Below are 16,609 nucleotides of genomic sequence, written 5' to 3'. Positions count from 1 at the left end.
AATGGGTAACAAACTGCTCGCCGATCGCACCGTGGTGATCTCCGGCGGCAGCCGCGGGATCGGGCTCGCGATCGGCATCGCGGCGGCCCGGCAGGGCGCCAATGTGGTGCTGTTGGCCAAGACCGACACACCCCATCCCCGCCTACCCGGAACCGTGCACACGGCCGCCGCCGACGTCGAGGCGGCCGGCGGCAAGGCGCTGGCGGTCGTCGGCGACGTGCGCCGCGAGGAGGACGTGCAGCGCGCGGTCGACGCCGCGGTGCAGCGGTTCGGCGGCGTCGACGTCTGCGTCAACAACGCCAGCGCCATCGCGGTGGACCCGACCCCCGTGCTGTCGGCCAAGAAGTACGACCTGATGCAGGAGATCAACCTGCGCGGCACCTTCCTGTTGACCAAGGCCTGCGTGCCCCACCTGCAGAAGTCGGCCAACCCGCATGTGCTCACCATTTCGCCGCCGATCAACATGAATCCCCGCTGGCTCGGCGCCCACCCGGCCTACACGCTGTCCAAGTATGGGATGACGCTGCTGTCGCTGGGGTGGGCGGCGGAGTTCGCCGACGACGGCATCGGCGCGAATTGCCTTTGGCCGCAGACCTATATCGCCACCGCCGCGGTGGCGAACATGGCCGACGGTGACCGGCTGGCGAAGTCGTCGCGCAGCCCGGAGATTATGGGCGACGCCGCCGTCGAGATCGTCTCCCGGCCCGCCCGGGAGACCACCGGCAACTGCTACATCGACGCCGAGGTTCTGCGGTCCGCCGGGGTCGCTGACCTGTCCCGGTACGGCGGCGGCGACAAACCCATCCCGGACCTCTTCCTGGACTGAACACCTATGCGCGGCAAAGGATCTCGCCGTGCGGCATCGACAGCCAGCCGTCGGGGGCCGCGGCCCACGCCCGCCACGCCGCGGAGATCTGCTCCAGCTGCGCCGCGGTGGCCAGGCCCGACGCCAGCAAGTCAGGACCCACGTCGGAGTGCAGGATTCGGTCGGCCCACATCCCGCCCCACCAGTCGCGGGTGTCGGCGGTCGCGTAGCACCAGACGCTGCCGGTCGGGGTGACGTCGTCGAAGCCGGCCTGAAGCGCCCAGGACAGCAGCCGCCGGCCGGCATCGGGTTCGCTGCCGTTGGCGCGGTGCGCCTTGCGATAGAGATCGAGCCACAGATCCAGCTCCGGAAGCAGCGGGAACCAGATGAAGCCGGCGTAGTCGGCGTCCCGCGCCGCGACGATGCCGCCCGGCCGGCACACGCGCCGCATCTCCCGCAGCGCGCGCACCGGATCGGCGACGTGCTGCAGCACCTGATGGGCGTGCACGACGTCGAACGCGTCGTCGGGAAAGTCGAGGTTGTGCACGTCGGCGGTCGCGAACGTGACGTTCGACAGGCCGCGCCCTTCGATTTCGGCGCGGGCCACGTCCAGGACGTCGGCGACCTGGTCGACGGCCACGACCGCGGCGGGGGCGACCCGCTCGGCGAGGTCGGCGGTGATGGTGCCGGGGCCACATCCGATGTCCAGCACGGTCAGCCCCGGCCTCAGGTGCGGCAGGAGGTAGGCGGCGGAGTCTTGCGCGGTGCGTCGGCGATGGCTGCGCAACACCGACTCGTGATGCCCGTGCGTGTAGCGGGCCTGGTGGTCGTCGTCCATGCGTGAAGCCTATCCGGCTAACTCACGATACGAAATCGGCGTCTCGGTATATGAGATCACCTAGTCGACGGGGACGTTGAGGATCGGGCGGTCGACCGCGGCGCCGGGACCGTCGAAGTGCCACCACTCCCCGGAGTAGGGCGCCAGCCCGCCGTACTGCATGGCGTCCCGCAGGCGGGCCCGGTTCGCCTGTTCGTCGGCGGTGACGCTCTGGGTCGCGTAAGCCGTTGCGCGCGAGGAGAAGTCGTCGAAATCGGTGCCCATGTCCGCCAGACACAAACCGTCGACCTGCCGCTCGGGCGGGCATTGCTGCTGCACGCTGGTGAACGTCACGTCGACCGAGAGCCCGGACTCGTGGCTGTGCGCATACGCGCCCGGGCGGGCCACCCAGGCGGGGTTGGGCACGGCGTTGAACAACTTGACCTGCACGTCGTGTGGCCGGTAGCAGTCCCAGAAGACCAGGACATGGCCCTGCGGGCGCAGCGCCGTCGCGGCCGTCGCCAGCCCCGGCGCCATGGACTGGTGCACCAGGCACCGGGCGTCGGAGGGATACAGCTGCGTGTGGGTGAAGTTGTTCGTGGTCGCGTAGCGCAGGTCGATGATGGCGTCGGGGATCACGCTGCGGACGTCGACGAACCCGGCCGCGCGCGCCGCGTCACTGACCGGGGGCACGTCCGGGCTGGCCTGCGCGGGCGAGGCGGTCAGGAGCGTGACGACGCCCATGAGCAGGAAGAACCGCCGCACAGAAGCCATTCGACCATTGTCGCGGTTCACCGCGTCGCATCATATGAGCCACACCAGTCGCGGGGAAACTTCCCATCACCGATCCTGCAAAGCGCTATCACCGGCGCTATCAAGATCCAGGTCGCGCGCCCCTGTTGCCGTGCCGCAACGCGCGAGGCGTGGCGCTCAGCGAGGCCGTCGAGTATCGAATCCCGTTGATCCCCAACGCCCACGGGTGACCATGAACTTCAGTCACGGTCGCGGCTGCTGATCCCGGTGCTCGGCTGACCATTGATGAATCGCGATCCGTGATCTATCGTCCCGGGTAGCCGATCGGCTAGTCTGCGACCGGCGGTCTGAAGGGAGCGAACAGGGATGGCCGGTCTCGGCGTGGGCGTCATGCACAACACGATCAACTCGCGCTTCGGCCCAAAGCCGTTGATCCACGCCGATTACCTGACCGGGCTTGCCTGCGGCGCCGACTCCTTCTGGGTGGCCGACCATCTCAATTCCGTGCTGCCGCCCTCGATGTGGACTCCCAAGCACGTGGGCGCGGCCCGGGTGATCCCCAAGATGGACGCGCACCTCGAGCCGTGGACGATGCTGGGCTACCTGGCCGGCCGCAACCGGATCGGCCGCATGCGCCTGGGAATCGCCGTAACCGACACCGGCAGGCGCAACCCCGCCGTCACCGCGCAGGCCGCCGCCTCGCTGCACCTGCTCACCCGCGGCCGGTCGGTGCTCGGCATCGGAACCGGCGAGCGGGAAAGCAACGCGCCCTACGGCGTCGACTGGTCCAAGCCGGTGGCGCGCTTCGAGGAGGCGGTGGCCACCATCCGCGCTCTCTGGAACTCCAATGGCGAGCTGGTCACCCGCGACTCACCGTTCTTCCCTTTGCACAAGGCCACTTTCGCGCTGCCGCCGTACAAGGGCAAATGGCCGCAGATCTGGATCGCGGCGCACGGGCCGCGCATGATGCGCGCCACCGGACGATACGCCGACGGGTGGTTCCCCGGAACCACCCGCGCGACCGAATACGGCGAGCAGCTCGACATCGTGCGCGCGGCCGCGTCGGACGCCGGACGCGACCCGATGGCCATCACCCCCGCGCTCATCCGGTTCATCGTCACCGGCCGCTCCCGCGACGAGATCGACGAGGTCGTGGACAGCGATATCGCCAAAGTGTTTACGCTCAACTGTCCGGCCAAAGACTGGGCCCGCCACGGCGCGGAACATCCGATGGGGACGGACTTCACCGGGGTACAGGACCTCATCCCACAGACCATCGACGAGGCCACGGCACTCTCCTACGCGGCCAAGGCCCCGCGATCGCTCGTCCAGGAGTTGTTCGCGGTGGGCACACCCGACGAGGTCATTGAGCAGATCGCGGACTTCCGCGACAACGGATTGCGATACCTCGTCGTCGGTAACGCGGGTGCCATCCAACCGAGTTTGCGCAAGAGCGCGTCCGCGACCGCGCCCTATGTCAAGGTCGTGCGCGGCCTGCGCAAGCTCTGAGCGAGGAGGCGGTCCTGCGATGCCGATGATCGATCTGACGTTCGTGCGTGGCTCGGTGGACGACGAGGCGTTGGCCCGGCTGGCCGACGAGCTGGTGACCGCGCTGCTGCGCGCCGAACGCGCCCCGGACACACCGTTTCTGCGCGACAACACGTGGGTGTACCTGCACCCGGTGGAGGCCGGCGAACTCTCGGTCGGCGGCCGCGGCCCGGGCGCGCCACGCTTCCGGGTCGACCTGACCGTGTTCGACGGGGCGCTGGATCAGCCCCGCAAGGAACAGCTCGCCGCCGACGTGCACGGCGCAGTCTGCGCGGCGGCGGGAATCGAGCCGCAGGGCCCGCGCGCGTTCCATGTTTGGACGCTGATCCACGAGATCCCCGAGGGCAATTGGGCCGGCGGCGGCAAGGTCATCTACTACCAACAGGTGAAAGGCCTTGTGGCCGAAGACATGCCCGACGAACGCCTGGCCTGAACGCCCGCCTAACCCGCCGGACCGCCCTATGCTGGCGTGCGAGGGAGGGCCCGATGGCGTACGTGCTGGCGCAGCCGCAGGTCATGGCGACCGCTGCAGGTGACATGGCGGCGATCGGCACGACGCTCAACGACGCTGCGGCTGCCACGGTGGGCAGGACGACCGGTGTGCTGGCGGCCGGCGCCGATGAGGTGTCCACCGCGGTAGCTGCCCTGTTCAGCGCGACCGGCCAGGAGTGGCAGGCGCTGCTTGGGCGGGCGGCGGCGTTCCACGGTGAGTTCGTGCGGGCGTTGACCTCCGCCGGAGACGCGTATGCCAACACCGAGGCCACGGGCGCGGCGGCGTTAGCGGACCCGCCGGTCACTTTCGTCCTGGGCGGCAGCGGAATGCCCTTTCCTCCCGCGACCTTTGTCGCCAACGTCGTCAGCAAGTACGTGGCGCCCAATTTCCCCGTCGGCCTCGTGCAGGCCCTGTTCATGCCCGCGGGCGAATACCCGGACAGTGGCATCAAAGACTTGATGCAAAACATCTCGATCGCTCGGGGCGTCACGGCCCTGAACAATGCGATCCAACAACAACTCGCCGCCGGAAACACCGTCAACGTCCTCGGTTACTCGCAGGGCGCCGACATCGCCGCGCTGGAAATGCAATTGTTGGATCCCGCCGGCACGCCGAGTTCGCTCCCGATAAACTTTGTGCTGCTTGGCAATTCGATGAATCCCAACGGGGGCTGGGATGCACGCTTCCCCGGGTTGAGTCTCCCGACGTTGGGCTTTTCGACGCTTGGTCCGATGCCGACCAATGACTTCGTGACTAAGGTCTACACCCTCGAATACGACGGCTGGGCCGACTTCCCGCAATACCCCATCGACATCTTCGCCGACTTGAACGCCGTCGCGGGAATGGTGACCGTGCACGGGGGCTACGAAAATCTCACGACGACACAGGTCAATTCGGCGGTCGTACAGCCAACGCAGGGACCCACGACCACCACGTTCTACATGATCCCGACCCAGAACCTGCCCCTGCTGGATCCGGTGCGGTACATCCCCTATGTCGGCAACCCGATCGCCGATCTGGTCCAACCGGTCCTGAGACCCCTGGTCAACTGGGGCTACGGCGATCCAAATTATGGCTGGTCCACCGGGCCGGCCGACGTGCCGACCCCGTTCGGATTCTTGCCGCCGCTCAGCGACACCGTCGCCCTGGGGCCCGCGCTGGTCAGTGGCGTCCACCAGGGAGTCGGTGCCGCGATCGGCGACCTTTACGCCGAGGGTCCCCCGCAGCTGCCGTCGCTGCAGGACATCTCGCAGGCGCTGACGTCGTCGTCGGGACCCGGGTCGCTTGCCCTGCCCACCGGGCCGCCCACACTCACCGACCTGATCTCCGGCCTGGAGTCGGCGAACACCCAGATCGTCGGCGCAGCGACGACCGCGTTCTCGACGGCCTACGCGACGCTGCTGCCGACGGCCGACATCACCACCGCCGTCCTGGTCTCGTTGCCGTCCTACGACCTGAACCTGTTCCTCGACGGGGTGAACCAAATGGTCAACGGTCAGCCCCTTGCCGGGCTGGTCAACGCGATCGGCTATCCGATCGCCGCGGATGTCGGATTGTTGCCGCTGCTAGGCGGTTTGGAGGTGGCGGTCCTCGGGGAGGCCGCCTATTCGATCGTCACCGGGTCGCCGTACGGGAGTTTCTGACTGGTGGCCAGGGGCGGGATCGAACCGCCGACCTTCCGCTTTTCAGGCGGACGCTCGTACCGACTGAGCTACCTGGCCGGAAGGCATTGAGTGCCTCGCCGTGTTGGCGACCCTGACGGGACTCGAACCCGCGACCTCCGCCGTGACAGGGCGGCGCGCTAACCAACTGCGCCACAGGGCCTCGCTCTTGCTCCGCGTCTCCGCGTCGCGTACCCCCAACGGGATTCGAACCCGTGCTACCGCCGTGAAAGGGCGGCGTCCTAGGCCACTAGACGATGGGGGCCAGAACCGAATCACTTCGGGGGCACTCGCAACGCAGTTACCGTTGGGAGCCAGGCAAGCTTAGGTCACCGCAGGCCCAATCCTCAAACGAGCACCGTTCGAGCGAGGTTCCGAACCCAGTATCCTGAACGTTCGCGCCCCTATAGCTCAGTTGGTAGAGCTACGGACTTTTAATCCGCAGGTCCTAGGTTCGAGTCCTAGTGGGGGCACCACGCAGGGGCACCACGTAGGGGCACAACGCAAATGTCCAAGCCAGGGCGTTATCCACGCCGACCAGGCAGTACGTCGAGTTTGCCGGTTGGGCACGACGTCCACCCCACGTCCACGAGTGCGGGACTTAAACCGGTGACGTGCACGCCAGCAACCTGCGATTCCCGCAAACGCGGATAAGAAGCTGCCACGCTCGTCAGCGCAACAAGGACGCTCGCTCAGGCAACCCACGCAGGGGAGCAGTGTCGTAACCAGTTTTGTCGCCTTGGCGCTCTATCGTCTTCAGCTGATGACCTTCTTCGTTCAACTCACCTCTGAAGGGAGTGCCGTAGTCTCGGGGCCCAGTCCAGTACCGGCCTGGCTTCAAATCACAGAGGCAGCTGGTCAGGGATTCGGCGCCGTATTCACCGCTATCGGCGTCATCGTGGCCCTCATTGTCGCGGTGTGGTGGGAGCCAAGGAAATCGCGTGAAGAACGCCGTGAGCGCTCCCGTCAAGCGATCGAAGAGGCCAAACGGCACCGAGAACAGCTAACCGAAATCAGACGCGCAGAGAATGACCGGCTTGCCGCGCAAGCCCGAAGGATTACGGTGGCGATCAGAAAGGCGGACGTCTTAGTCGAACGCACTTGGCACGTTGGAATTCAAAACACCAGCACGGACGCAATTACAGGCCTGCGCGTGAATGTGACGGCGCGTGACGGAAGTGGGACGGCCGTGAACGGGGGCTGCCAACGCGCGCCCGCGGAAGCCAGAGGTTCAGTTGGTGATGCGGCCGCAGCAGCAATCGTGCGCAACAACCAGGTGATCATGAAGCGGGTACGCGAAGACTTCGACGAATTCGTCCAGCACGCCGCAAAAACCTACGAATCCTACGGTGTAGGTGACGCAGAGCTGATGCTGCAGGCATTTTCAGCAGGCATGGCCAACCTGGATCTGAGTGATTCAGCCGCTGCCGTGTTGAAGGAACAGGTGAAACAGAGCATCGCCTTACAGATTGGGGACGACTGGCCCTCTCGCCTGGCACCTGGAGAGTCCGCAATTGTTGCGTACCAGACAGACCAGGCCGACTACACGGTAGCCACGGAAATATTTTTTACCGACGTCTCTGGCTACATTTGGCGTCGAGACGAAACAAGGTTGGAACGCATCAGCGAACCAGACCTCAACCCGGAAGGCGTTGCCACTCAGTCAGAGCCTGCACGCGAACGAAAATGGTGGAATCCCTTGCGACGGTTCGGTCACAAGAAAGCTTCGGGGGACTGATCGGTGGGGTTCCTCGAGACGTCCAAAGATTTCAAGCGTTCGACGCAGGTCATGCTAATCCTGTCTCTTCTGATCGGCATCGTTCTGCTTGCCGGACTTTGGCTCAACGACGCGGGAGTCAATGTAACACTAGGAGGCTTTGACCCTAAGCAGAGTTGGTTGCGCCGGTACAACGCTGATTGGTTCCACAACCACGCATATATTCCAAATGTCCTCGCGGGCTTCACCGGCTTTTTGATAGGAGCCCCGGTTGCTACTGTCGTCTTAGCTACCTTTACGATCCAGCGTGAAGAAAAGGCCGCACTCGACAAAGTAAACCGTATCTCGGTGCTCGCATGGAAAGCATTCCGAGATGCCGTAATGGAGTTTTGCTCCGAGCAACGGATTCAAGCACTGGACAGTGGCGCTGCACATGTCCAAAGAACGAATAAAACTGCAATCCACGATTTGAGCGGCTTTATTAGTTTGATGTTCACAGACACCGATGAATCACACCCGGATCACACCGCGATTCGAAAGCAACACGACCAGCTCGCGGAGCGTCTACTGCAGTCTATACGTCGAGATGCCCGCCTACTTGAGACCGCACTGAACAATGTTTCGGAGAGCGTGACAGCTGATAGAGCCCTCCAAGTGCGGTGGTCGACTGTTAAGGGGGCATGGAACATGCTCGACCAATACGTCAGAATACAACGGCTTGAACGCAACCTGCTTTGGTTCGATTCAGTAGATTCAGAAATTGACTCCGAGATACGCGCCAGTATGTCGCGCGACGGCAACCCAATCTCGCTGTTTTCGTCGATCCACGAGTCGACGGGTAATTGGAATCCGCCGCAGAGCATGAGTGATGCGCTCGACTCACTCAAGAGCTACGCGCTTCGGGACCGTGGTCAACTGCGTGATCATCTGCTGGGGAATAGGAGCGTGTATGGCTGGACATCCGTGGATGAGTATCAACGACGGGCTAAAGAGGCAGCAGAATTCTTACGCGGGCTACGAACGCACGTTGAGAAGGTAGACGCCGCAAATTGGCCTGAAAGTGCGCGCAAGCCCGTGTTTCCCGGGCCTTAGCCACTTGCACGGCCTAGGAACACGACATTGTCGCTTTGAGCTGCGACCATGCCCGACCTAAGCTGCGGCACCGTCGGCTCCGACGAGTCCGCCTTGGCCTTGTCCAGGCGCCACAGCCCCAGCCCCTTTATCCGCGCGGTCGGCCCGCCCGGTTCGCTGCACGCACGAAATCGACTCTGCTGCAAGTAGCTTTCAAACGGCGAGGTCACCAGAATCTGGAATTACTTCGATACTTCGCGAAGCTTTCGTGGTACTGGCTGATGGCTGTGTTGGCGCGGTCGACCGATCCGCCGAACAACCCAGCCCCGAGCGGAGGCCAGCCAGAACCGTCGGCAGCTAATTCGTCGGCTAGCGCCCGGACCGGATCATCTCGGTCGTGCTTGGAACGCCATCCAGCTCGTCCGAACCACATGGTTGACGAATGAAACGGCCGCGTCGGCTGATCCTTAAATCGCTCATTGGCCAGGTCCTCGTCCACAACGCCGAGGATGACCTCAGTCCTGTCGAAGGCGTCGTCATATTCCTCGTCGTCCGGGAACTGCTCGTCGAAAAGCCGCCTGAGTATTCGGTGGAGCCAGTCTGGGACAGGCGTGTGGTAGTTCATGCCCTCACGCCGATCGATGGCCTCCTGTGCATCGGCTAAGTCCTTGCCCATCACCCACGCGTTAACGAGAAGCTGGCTGATGAGCTCGGAATCGAAAGGCTTGTACGGGTTGACCGCCTCAACCAGCGACAGCTTTGGCGAACTGCCGAAACTACGGCTACGGTCCGTCACTTTTGGATCGACGACCAACGCTTTGAAGTTCGACCACTTGCCTTGACCGGCGGCCGACATCGCAGCCACGAAGACGGTGATGAGCGCCGGGACGTGCCGCAGGTTAAGCAGGTAGGTGTGACCGCCCGCGATCTTGTGAGCTTCGGCGCTCAACGCTCTCATTCCGTTGGACCACGGGCTTAATGCGCTTGGCTCGCCATACCGAGCTGCGACCTGCAGCGACCAGCAAAACGGTTGGACGAGTTCCCAATAATCGTTGGCTCTAACGGCGCCGTGAACTGCTAACTCGCTGTTCGACCCACCAGGTGACGAGGTCGGGAATCGGTCGCTGTCTCGCATGCCGGCAAGAGCTCGGGCGATCTCGGCGCTGACCAGGTCGTCAAGCTCGATATCTCGCGATGGATCCCGCACCATCTCCTTGGTCAGGCGACGAAGAATCGCCGGCCGATGTGAGGCAGTGGACTCTTCCACTGAGGTTTGGACCACCCGCGGATCGAGCGCGGACGTCAGGCCCATCACTTCTTTGATCTTGTCTACCAGTTGCGCGGTGTTGGGGATAAGTGCACTTCCGAACAGGTCGGAGTAGTTGAGGTCGGAAAGCGTCTTGCCCGCGCCGAGATCCCATTCCGGTACCGGGCCTTCGTCGAATCTGACCGGGATTAGCCAGGTGCGCCCGGGAGGGCGCAGGCGCCATTCTTCGGTGGCGATAGTCAGTTCCTCGTTCATATAGGACTTATCTTTGGCTCGCGACTGATCCGAGAAGCATGCGAGGAACGCCATCGATCCCGACCGTATAGCCTCGCGGATCTTCACCTTCCATTCATCGCCCGGCCCGAGCTTTGAGCGGTCCCGCCAGTACGGGATGTTGACTGCTTCCAGCACTGCACATAGCTGATCGACCTGCTCAGCGTCTTCGTGAACGTATGAAATGAACACGTGCTTGCTTGGCTCTTTGGTAGCCACCGTGCTTGCCCCCTGTTACTGGTGTGACGCACGACAAGACCCTATGCGACCCACCACTAATTGACTGTTAATGAACGAGACGCAATTGACATCAACGAGAACCGGCGAACCACGGTGGAGCCGGAGTCAGCAGTTGAGCTGCATGGATAGGAAATAGTTAGCAACCAACCAACGGGACGGGCTAACCATGAATCCGCAGGTCCTAGGTTCTAGTCCTAGTGGGGGCACCGAAAACGGGCCGTTAGCTCGGGTATTGCCCGGCTCCCGTCGTCCGCCACCGGCGGAACACGCTTGCGCCGATTCCGACGCTCACCGTCCTGGCCGACACGCGGGATGGCCCCGGTTTGGCCACCGGAAGGCATGACTATGCTCGGCGATATGAGTGTCGATGCGGCCTACCCAAACGCGCCAGTAGCGCTGGTAACCATGGAAATCCGTCACCCGGCAACGGATTCCCTCACGGAATCGTCGAGCGGGGAACTCAGGCGTCTGCTGGCGGACCTGCTCCCCATCGAACGCCAGGCGCAGGACGTGGCCTGGGCGATGGGCGCCGGGGGACAACCGCAACCGGCCGCCGAGCGCTTCGTCCGTTACGTCAACCGGGACAACACCCTCGCCGCGTCGATGAAGGCGCAGGCGGTGGTGATCGAGACCACCGCCTACAGCAACTTCGAGGCGCTGCTCGAGCTGGTGATGCGCGTCGTTGACGCCCGCGCGCAGTTCTCGCCGATCGTCGGGGTGGAACGTCTCGGCCTGCGCTATGTGCTCGAGATCCGGGTCCCGCAGGGTGTGGATGGCCGCATCGAATGGAGCAACTGGATCGCCGAGCCGCTGCTCGGGCCGCAGCGCATCGCGCCCGCCGGCCTGACCCTGACCGAATGGCAGGGCGCGGCGGTCTACCGGGAAGCGCAGCCGGGCAAGTCGATGATCGTGCGCTACGGCCCGGGCGTGGGTCAGGCGCTGGACGCGAGCTATCACCTGCGCCGGACCATGCCGGCCCAGCAGGGACCGTTCTTCCTGATGGACATCGACAGCTTCTGGACTCCGCTGGGGTCCATCCCCGAATACGACCGGAACACGGTGCTGGTGACCTTCCAGGACCTGTACGACCCGGCCCGCACCGTGTTCCAGGAGATGCTCACCAACCGCCTGAAGGACGACCTGCTCAGCCGGTAAGCGTCGCGCTGCTGTAAGTCACGTCGCCGAAGGCTTCGGCGAGTTCGTCGTCGGGATAGACGAAGCCGTTGGCCGCATGCAACTCCTTCGTGGTTTGCGATGACGTCCGCCAGCCGCGCTGGTTCAGATGGTCCAGGATGTGGCTGCGGTGACCGTGGTAGACGAGTTCGTTGAAGTCGATCTCGAACCCGAGTTCGCTCATCCGGTCGTGGTGTGCGCGCCACCGCTCGTCGGCGAAAATGGTTGTGTCGGGCACGAATTCGAAAGCCAGGCGGCTGTCCGGGGCGCTCAACGCGGTGATGTTGTCGAACAGCGCGTCCTGCGCATCGTCGGGCAGATATACCAATAGGCCTTCGGCGCTCCAGGCCGCGGGAACCTTCGGATCGAAGCCGGCGGCCTGCAGCGCCGCGGCCCAGTCGTCGCGCAGGTCGATGGCGACGGTGCGCCGCTCGGCGGCCGGCTCGGCGCCGAGGTCGCGCAGTGTCGACGTCTTGAACTCGATCACCTCCGGCATGTCGACCTCGTAGACGACGGTGCCCGCCGGCCACGGCAGGCGATACGCGCGCGAGTCGAGTCCCGACGCGAGGATGACGACCTGGTTGACGCAGCTTTGCGCGGCGTCGAGGAAGAACCGGTCGTAGAACCTGGTGCGGCACGCCATCGCCCTGGCCATGCGCTGCGGGTCGAACTCGGATTCCGTGCCGACCGGGATCTCGCCGTTCACCAACCGCACGTAGACGTCGATGCCGACGGCGCGCACCAGCGGCGCCGCGTAGGGGTCGTCGATCAACTTCTCATCGGTCGACAGCGCCCGCTGGGCGGCGACCATGGTTGCCGTCGCCCCGACGCTCGTCGCCAGGTCCCAACGATCGCGATCAGTGCGCGCCATGGTGTTCCTCGTCCCCAGCCGAAAAATATAGACAATCTAGTTACTATCACAGCGCTGATCGCCGGTCCGCCCGGGACTACTCTGCGACCTGTGACGGACTTCGCCCAGCGAACGATCGACCTGGCCCGCCAGAACGTCGCCGAAGGCGGTCGCCCATTCGCGACGGTGATCGTCAACGACGGCCAGATCCTCGCCGAAAGCGCCAACAAGGTGGCCCAGACGAACGATCCGACCGCGCACGCGGAGATACTGGCGATCCGCGAGGCGTGCATGCGGCTCGGCACCGAGCACCTGGTCGACAGCACCATCTATGTGCTGGCCCACCCGTGCCCGATGTGCCTGGGCTCGCTGTACTACTGCTCTCCGCGCGAAGTCGTCTTCCTCACCACGCGCGAGGCTTACGCGCAGTACTACGCCGATGACCGCAAGTACTTCGAGGTCGCCACGTTCTACGACGAATTCGCCAAAACCTGGGACCACCGTCGGCTGCCGATGCGCTACCAACCCGAAGATGCCGCGGTAGACGTCTACCGGTTCTGGAACGAACGCAACGGCGGCCGCCGCCAATCGACGGTCGTCCCGCACGAGTGACCCGGCTATTGTCTGCGTATGCATGCAGGTAATAGCGAAGGCCGCTTGCCCGACGACCAGGCCGGCCTCGTCGTCGAGGTCTTCCGGATGCTCGCCGACGCGACTCGCGTGCAAGTGCTCTGGTCGCTGACCAACCGTGAGATGTCGGTCAACGAGCTCGCCGAACACGTGGGAAAACCCGCGCCATCGGTGTCCCAGCACCTGGCCAAGCTGCGCATGGCGCGGCTGGTCCAGACGCGTCGCGAGGGAACCACGATCTTCTACAGCCTGGAGAACGACCACGTCCGGCAACTCGTCATCGATGCGGTCCGCAATGCGGAGCACGCCGGCCCGGGCGTGCCGCCTCATCATCGGGGCGAGGGCGGACTGAAGGCGATCAACGCGTCATCGTCGAGGCGCGGCGCTCGCACCGGTCGGGGTTCCGCCTGAAAGGCGTTGGGCTAGGAGACCTTCGGGCAGTAATGCTTTGGGTTGTCGCGCTCGTCCAGCGGCGGCAGGTTGCGCGCCGGCGTCTGAACCAGCGGTGTGTCGCCGGGGATTCGGCCCGTCACGCGATCCCAGCCGGCGCGCGCCCGCGGGTGCTTGCGGTATCGCCTTGGCACGCAGGCAAAGACGAGGCGGACGAGATCGCCGAACCGGCGGTGCAGCCACTCGTCGCGCCGCGACCACCGGTAGCCCATCAGCTCGCGCACGGGCGGATCGTAGAGGCCGACGGTGAGCCACACGAAGAACGGTGCCATCAGCTTGCGTTGTGCCGCCCATAGCGGGTCCGGAAGCCATTGGGCGAACGGCGGTTTGGGCAGCTCGATCAGGTCGAGGACCGCACGGGCTGCGTAATTATCCTCTAACACGTTGCGGCACATGTGGTCCCAGTAAGCCTGGAACTCTTCCCACGACGCCGGCACCGGCCGCATGCTCATGCCGTACAGGCGATACCACTCGACATGCTCGTCGAAGAGCTGCCGCCGTTGCGCGTCGGTCAGCCCCCCGCAAAAGCGCTCTGCCACATGGATAGTGCCGACGAAGAAGGTGGCGTGCGCCCAGTAGAAGACGTCCGGGTTCAGCGCGTGGTAGCGGCGGCCCTGCTCGTCGACCCCTTTGATGTCGATGTGGTAGTCGCGGACCTCGGCGCCGGTGTCCGGGGCGCGGTCGCCGTCGAAGACGACGCCGCCGATCGGATACAGCGAGCGCAGCAGGCGTGGCCAGCGCTCCCGGAAGAACGTCGAGTGGTCGATGACCGCCGCCCCGAGCTGCGGGTGCATGTTCTGCATGGAACCCGCCCACGGACCCTGCAACATGCCGCGCCAGTCCCCGAAGTACCGCCACGTCAACGAATCGGGGCCGAGCGGAGTGGGCGGCGACGCGTAGCCGAGCGGCGAGACCGGGCAGCCGCCGGCCACGCCGTCGGGGGCGCCGCTGTTCAGCGGGCGGGCAGCGGACGTATGTTGGGTCACTATTAGATCCCTGTAAGTATCGGCAATTCTGACTACGTGCGTTGTCACTTTAGAGCTTAGGAGCGATGTGCAGACGGGTCAACGACGGGGTCGTTGGACCGGCGTCCCCTTAGAGAGCCGCCTCGCCCTGCGCCGCGACAATCTCATCACCGCGGGCGTGCAGCTGCTCGGCAGCGATAGCGGCCCCGCGCTGACGGTCCGCGCGGTGTGCAAGAAGGCCGCACTCACCGAACGCTACTTCTACGAAAGCTTCTCCGACCGCGACGAATTCGTGCGCGCCGTCTATGACGACGTCTGCACGCGCGCGATGGAGACGCTCGTCTCGGCGAAGACGCCCCGCGAGGCCGTCGAACAATTCGTCGAGCTCATGGTCGACGATCCGGTCCGCGGACGGGTGCTGCTGCTGGCGCCCACGGTCGAGCCGGTATTGACCCAGTCGGGCGCGGAGTGGATGCCCAACTTCATCGATCTGCTGCAGCGCAAGCTGTCGCGCATCGGCGATTCGGTGCTGCAGAAGATGATCGCCACCAGCCTGGTCGGCGGGCTGACGAGCCTGTTCACCGCCTATATCAACGGACAGCTCGGGGCCACCCGCAAGCAGTTCATCGACTATTGCGTCAACATGCTCTTCAACGCGGCGGCGCCCTACGTATCCGCCGCCGAGCAGGGCAAATCCGAGTAGCGGTTTCGCGCACACCCCGCACTGGTTAGCCCTAGGAAGCCGGGTTGCCCACAACGTTCGTCGGCGTCGAAAACTGTGGCGTGCCGCGCGGGCGAGGAACTTGATGCTACCGGGGGACACAGATATATTGACTGCTACCCGCAGACACAGATAACTGGAGGGGCCATGTCAGCGGAGCTGACTGACTTACAGCTTTTGCATGAACTCGAACCGGTCGTGGAGAAATACCTGAACCGGCATCTGAGCGTGCACAAGCCCTGGAACCCACACGACTACATTCCGTGGTCGGACGGCAAGAACTACTACGCGCTCGGCGGACAGGACTGGCACCCCGAGCAGAGCAAGCTATCCGATGTCGCGCAGGTGGCGATGGTTCAGAACCTGGTCACCGAGGACAACCTGCCGTCCTACCACCGCGAGATCGCGATGAACATGGGCATGGACGGCGCCTGGGGGCAGTGGGTCAACCGGTGGACCGCCGAGGAGAACCGGCACGGCATCGCGCTGCGCGACTACCTCGTGGTGACCCGCGCAGTCGACCCCGTCGAGCTGGAGCTGCTGCGCCTCGAGGTGGTCAACCGGGGCTTCAGCCCGGGCCAGAACCACCAGGGCGAGTACTTCGCCGAAACCCTCACCCACTCCGTCTTGTACGTCAGTTTCCAGGAACTGGCCACCAGGATTTCGCACCGCAACACCGGCAAGGCCTGCAACGACCCCGTCGCCGAGCAGCTGATGGCCAAGATCTCGGCCGACGAGAACTTGCACATGATCTTCTATCGCGACGTCAGCGAGGCCGCGTTCGAGCTGGCCCCCAACACGGCGATGAAGGCGCTGCACCTGATCCTGCGGCACTTCCAGATGCCCGGCTTCCAGGTGCCCGAGTTCCGGCGCAAGGCCGTGATCATCGCCATGGGCGGCGTCTACGACCCGCGGATCCACCTCGACGAGGTCGTCATGCCGATTTTGAAGAAGTGGCGCATCTTCGAGCGCGAGGACTTCACCGGCGAGGCGGCCGAATTGCGCGACGACCTCGGCGTGCTGATCAAGGAACTCGAGGCGTCCTGCGACAGGTTCGAGGTGTCCAAGCAGCGCCAGCTCGACCGCGAAGCCCGTACCGGCAAGAAGACCACCGCCTACGAGCTGCACAAGACCGCCGGCAAACTCGCCATGAGTCGCCGGTGAGCCTTCGGTAG

At 64.6% G+C, this 16,609-nt stretch carries 16 protein-coding genes and 4 tRNA genes; 12 read left to right on the top strand and 8 right to left on the bottom strand.

Features of this window, described 5'->3' with window-relative positions:
- Position 1: 1 nt before the first annotated feature.
- The gene (locus A9X00_RS10630) at positions 2-826 is read left to right on the top strand and encodes an NAD(P)-dependent oxidoreductase (RefSeq protein ID WP_067152663.1); all 825 of its coding nucleotides are present in this window, start codon (positions 2-4) and stop codon (positions 824-826) included.
- 4 nt (positions 827-830) lie between these two features.
- On the opposite strand, the gene A9X00_RS10625 is transcribed toward A9X00_RS10630, so the two are convergent.
- Both A9X00_RS10625 and A9X00_RS10620 read right to left on the bottom strand, forming a co-directional pair.
- Positions 831-1,643: a class I SAM-dependent methyltransferase gene (locus A9X00_RS10625; protein ID WP_067152661.1), complete on the bottom strand. Its 813-nt coding sequence runs from the start codon at positions 1,641-1,643 to the stop codon at positions 831-833.
- A 60-nt stretch (positions 1,644-1,703) separates the two neighbouring features.
- Positions 1,704-2,366 (bottom strand): M15 family metallopeptidase, encoded by a 663-nt coding sequence (locus A9X00_RS10620; protein ID WP_067152704.1) that lies wholly within the window; start codon positions 2,364-2,366, stop codon positions 1,704-1,706.
- 375 nt (positions 2,367-2,741) lie between these two features.
- On the opposite strand from A9X00_RS10620, the gene A9X00_RS10615 reads away from it, so the two are divergent.
- From A9X00_RS10615 to A9X00_RS10605, 3 genes are read left to right on the top strand one after another with little or no spacing between them, the layout of a single operon-like run.
- Positions 2,742-3,884, top strand: coding sequence for an LLM class flavin-dependent oxidoreductase (locus A9X00_RS10615; protein WP_067152660.1), 1,143 nt, complete (start codon positions 2,742-2,744; stop codon positions 3,882-3,884).
- Between the two features lie 19 nt (positions 3,885-3,903).
- The gene (locus A9X00_RS10610; protein ID WP_067152658.1) at positions 3,904-4,356 is read left to right on the top strand and encodes a tautomerase family protein; all 453 of its coding nucleotides are present in this window, start codon (positions 3,904-3,906) and stop codon (positions 4,354-4,356) included.
- Positions 4,357-4,409: 53 nt separating this feature from the next.
- A complete protein-coding gene (locus A9X00_RS10605; protein WP_067152656.1) occupies positions 4,410-6,059 on the top strand; it encodes a PE-PPE domain-containing protein in 1,650 nt (549 codons plus the stop codon).
- Position 6,060: 1 nt separating this feature from the next.
- On the opposite strand, the gene A9X00_RS10600 is transcribed toward A9X00_RS10605, so the two are convergent.
- The 3 genes from A9X00_RS10600 to A9X00_RS10590 form a co-directional block, all read right to left on the bottom strand.
- Positions 6,061-6,137, bottom strand: a tRNA-Phe gene (locus A9X00_RS10600).
- 26 nt (positions 6,138-6,163) lie between these two features.
- A tRNA-Asp gene (locus A9X00_RS10595) sits at positions 6,164-6,240 on the bottom strand.
- 29 nt (positions 6,241-6,269) lie between these two features.
- Positions 6,270-6,342: transfer RNA gene (locus A9X00_RS10590), tRNA-Glu, on the bottom strand.
- Positions 6,343-6,477: 135 nt separating this feature from the next.
- Here A9X00_RS10590 and A9X00_RS10585 point away from each other — a divergent pair.
- From A9X00_RS10585 to A9X00_RS30700, 3 genes are all read left to right on the top strand, one after another.
- Positions 6,478-6,553, top strand: a tRNA-Lys gene (locus A9X00_RS10585).
- 287 nt (positions 6,554-6,840) lie between these two features.
- Complete coding sequence (locus tag A9X00_RS30705) at positions 6,841-7,815, top strand: hypothetical protein (protein WP_156772031.1); 975 nt, start codon at positions 6,841-6,843, stop codon at positions 7,813-7,815.
- A 3-nt stretch (positions 7,816-7,818) separates the two neighbouring features.
- A complete protein-coding gene (locus A9X00_RS30700) occupies positions 7,819-8,886 on the top strand; it encodes a hypothetical protein (protein ID WP_156772030.1) in 1,068 nt (355 codons plus the stop codon).
- A 205-nt stretch (positions 8,887-9,091) separates the two neighbouring features.
- Here the strand turns inward: A9X00_RS30700 and A9X00_RS10575 are convergent, their stop codons facing one another.
- Complete coding sequence (locus A9X00_RS10575; RefSeq protein WP_082975030.1) at positions 9,092-10,624, bottom strand: toll/interleukin-1 receptor domain-containing protein; 1,533 nt, start codon at positions 10,622-10,624, stop codon at positions 9,092-9,094.
- Between the two features lie 366 nt (positions 10,625-10,990).
- Here A9X00_RS10575 and A9X00_RS10570 point away from each other — a divergent pair, with 366 nt between their 5' ends.
- Positions 10,991-11,800: a TIGR04255 family protein gene (locus tag A9X00_RS10570; protein WP_067152650.1), complete on the top strand. Its 810-nt coding sequence runs from the start codon at positions 10,991-10,993 to the stop codon at positions 11,798-11,800.
- Here the strand turns inward: A9X00_RS10570 and A9X00_RS10565 are convergent.
- Positions 11,790-12,689, bottom strand: a complete 900-nt coding sequence (locus tag A9X00_RS10565) for an SAM-dependent methyltransferase (RefSeq protein WP_067152648.1) — start codon at positions 12,687-12,689, stop codon at positions 11,790-11,792. The genes A9X00_RS10570 and A9X00_RS10565 overlap by 11 nt on opposite strands.
- 90 nt (positions 12,690-12,779) lie before the next feature.
- On the opposite strand from A9X00_RS10565, the gene A9X00_RS10560 reads away from it, so the two are divergent.
- The gene (locus A9X00_RS10560; protein ID WP_067152646.1) at positions 12,780-13,280 is read left to right on the top strand and encodes a nucleoside deaminase; all 501 of its coding nucleotides are present in this window, start codon (positions 12,780-12,782) and stop codon (positions 13,278-13,280) included.
- Between the two features lie 18 nt (positions 13,281-13,298).
- Positions 13,299-13,709: a metalloregulator ArsR/SmtB family transcription factor gene (locus A9X00_RS10555; RefSeq protein WP_067152644.1), complete on the top strand. Its 411-nt coding sequence runs from the start codon at positions 13,299-13,301 to the stop codon at positions 13,707-13,709.
- A gap of 11 nt (positions 13,710-13,720) precedes the next feature.
- Here the strand turns inward: A9X00_RS10555 and A9X00_RS10550 are convergent, their stop codons facing one another.
- Entirely contained in the window at positions 13,721-14,734 is a 1,014-nt protein-coding gene (locus A9X00_RS10550) for an oxygenase MpaB family protein (RefSeq protein ID WP_067152642.1), read from the bottom strand.
- Between the two features lie 67 nt (positions 14,735-14,801).
- On the opposite strand from A9X00_RS10550, the gene A9X00_RS10545 reads away from it, so the two are divergent.
- Together A9X00_RS10545 and A9X00_RS10540 are read left to right on the top strand one after the other, a co-directional pair.
- Complete coding sequence (locus A9X00_RS10545; protein ID WP_067152640.1) at positions 14,802-15,416, top strand: TetR/AcrR family transcriptional regulator; 615 nt, start codon at positions 14,802-14,804, stop codon at positions 15,414-15,416.
- A 165-nt stretch (positions 15,417-15,581) separates the two neighbouring features.
- Positions 15,582-16,598 carry an acyl-ACP desaturase gene (locus A9X00_RS10540; protein WP_067152638.1) on the top strand — a complete coding sequence of 339 codons (1,017 nt, stop codon included), beginning with the start codon at positions 15,582-15,584 and terminating at the stop codon, positions 16,596-16,598.
- Positions 16,599-16,609: the final 11 nt, after the last annotated feature.

The organism is Mycobacterium sp. 1245805.9 (genome assembly GCF_001672915.1).
GTDB lineage: Bacteria > Actinomycetota > Actinomycetes > Mycobacteriales > Mycobacteriaceae > Mycobacterium.
Note: the sequence above shows the minus strand (reverse complement) of the source record. Positions and strands in the feature narration are given on the sequence as shown.

What these genes read in the sequence shown, in the direction of transcription:
- A9X00_RS10630 (WP_067152663.1), top strand. Translation starts at nt 2, where the DNA reads ATGGGTAACAAACTGCTCGCCGATCGCACCGTGGTGATCTCCGGCGGC.
- A9X00_RS10625 (WP_067152661.1), bottom strand. Translation starts at nt 1,643, where the DNA reads ATGGACGACGACCACCAGGCCCGCTACACGCACGGGCATCACGAGTCG.
- A9X00_RS10620 (WP_067152704.1), bottom strand. Translation starts at nt 2,366, where the DNA reads ATGGGCGTCGTCACGCTCCTGACCGCCTCGCCCGCGCAGGCCAGCCCG.
- A9X00_RS10615 (WP_067152660.1), top strand. Translation starts at nt 2,742, where the DNA reads ATGGCCGGTCTCGGCGTGGGCGTCATGCACAACACGATCAACTCGCGC.
- A9X00_RS10610 (WP_067152658.1), top strand. Translation starts at nt 3,904, where the DNA reads ATGCCGATGATCGATCTGACGTTCGTGCGTGGCTCGGTGGACGACGAG.
- A9X00_RS10605 (WP_067152656.1), top strand. Translation starts at nt 4,410, where the DNA reads ATGGCGTACGTGCTGGCGCAGCCGCAGGTCATGGCGACCGCTGCAGGT.
- A9X00_RS30705 (WP_156772031.1), top strand. Translation starts at nt 6,841, where the DNA reads ATGACCTTCTTCGTTCAACTCACCTCTGAAGGGAGTGCCGTAGTCTCG.
- A9X00_RS10570 (WP_067152650.1), top strand. Translation starts at nt 10,991, where the DNA reads ATGCTCGGCGATATGAGTGTCGATGCGGCCTACCCAAACGCGCCAGTA.
- A9X00_RS10565 (WP_067152648.1), bottom strand. Translation starts at nt 12,689, where the DNA reads ATGGCGCGCACTGATCGCGATCGTTGGGACCTGGCGACGAGCGTCGGG.
- A9X00_RS10555 (WP_067152644.1), top strand. Translation starts at nt 13,299, where the DNA reads ATGCATGCAGGTAATAGCGAAGGCCGCTTGCCCGACGACCAGGCCGGC.
- A9X00_RS10540 (WP_067152638.1), top strand. Translation starts at nt 15,582, where the DNA reads ATGTCAGCGGAGCTGACTGACTTACAGCTTTTGCATGAACTCGAACCG.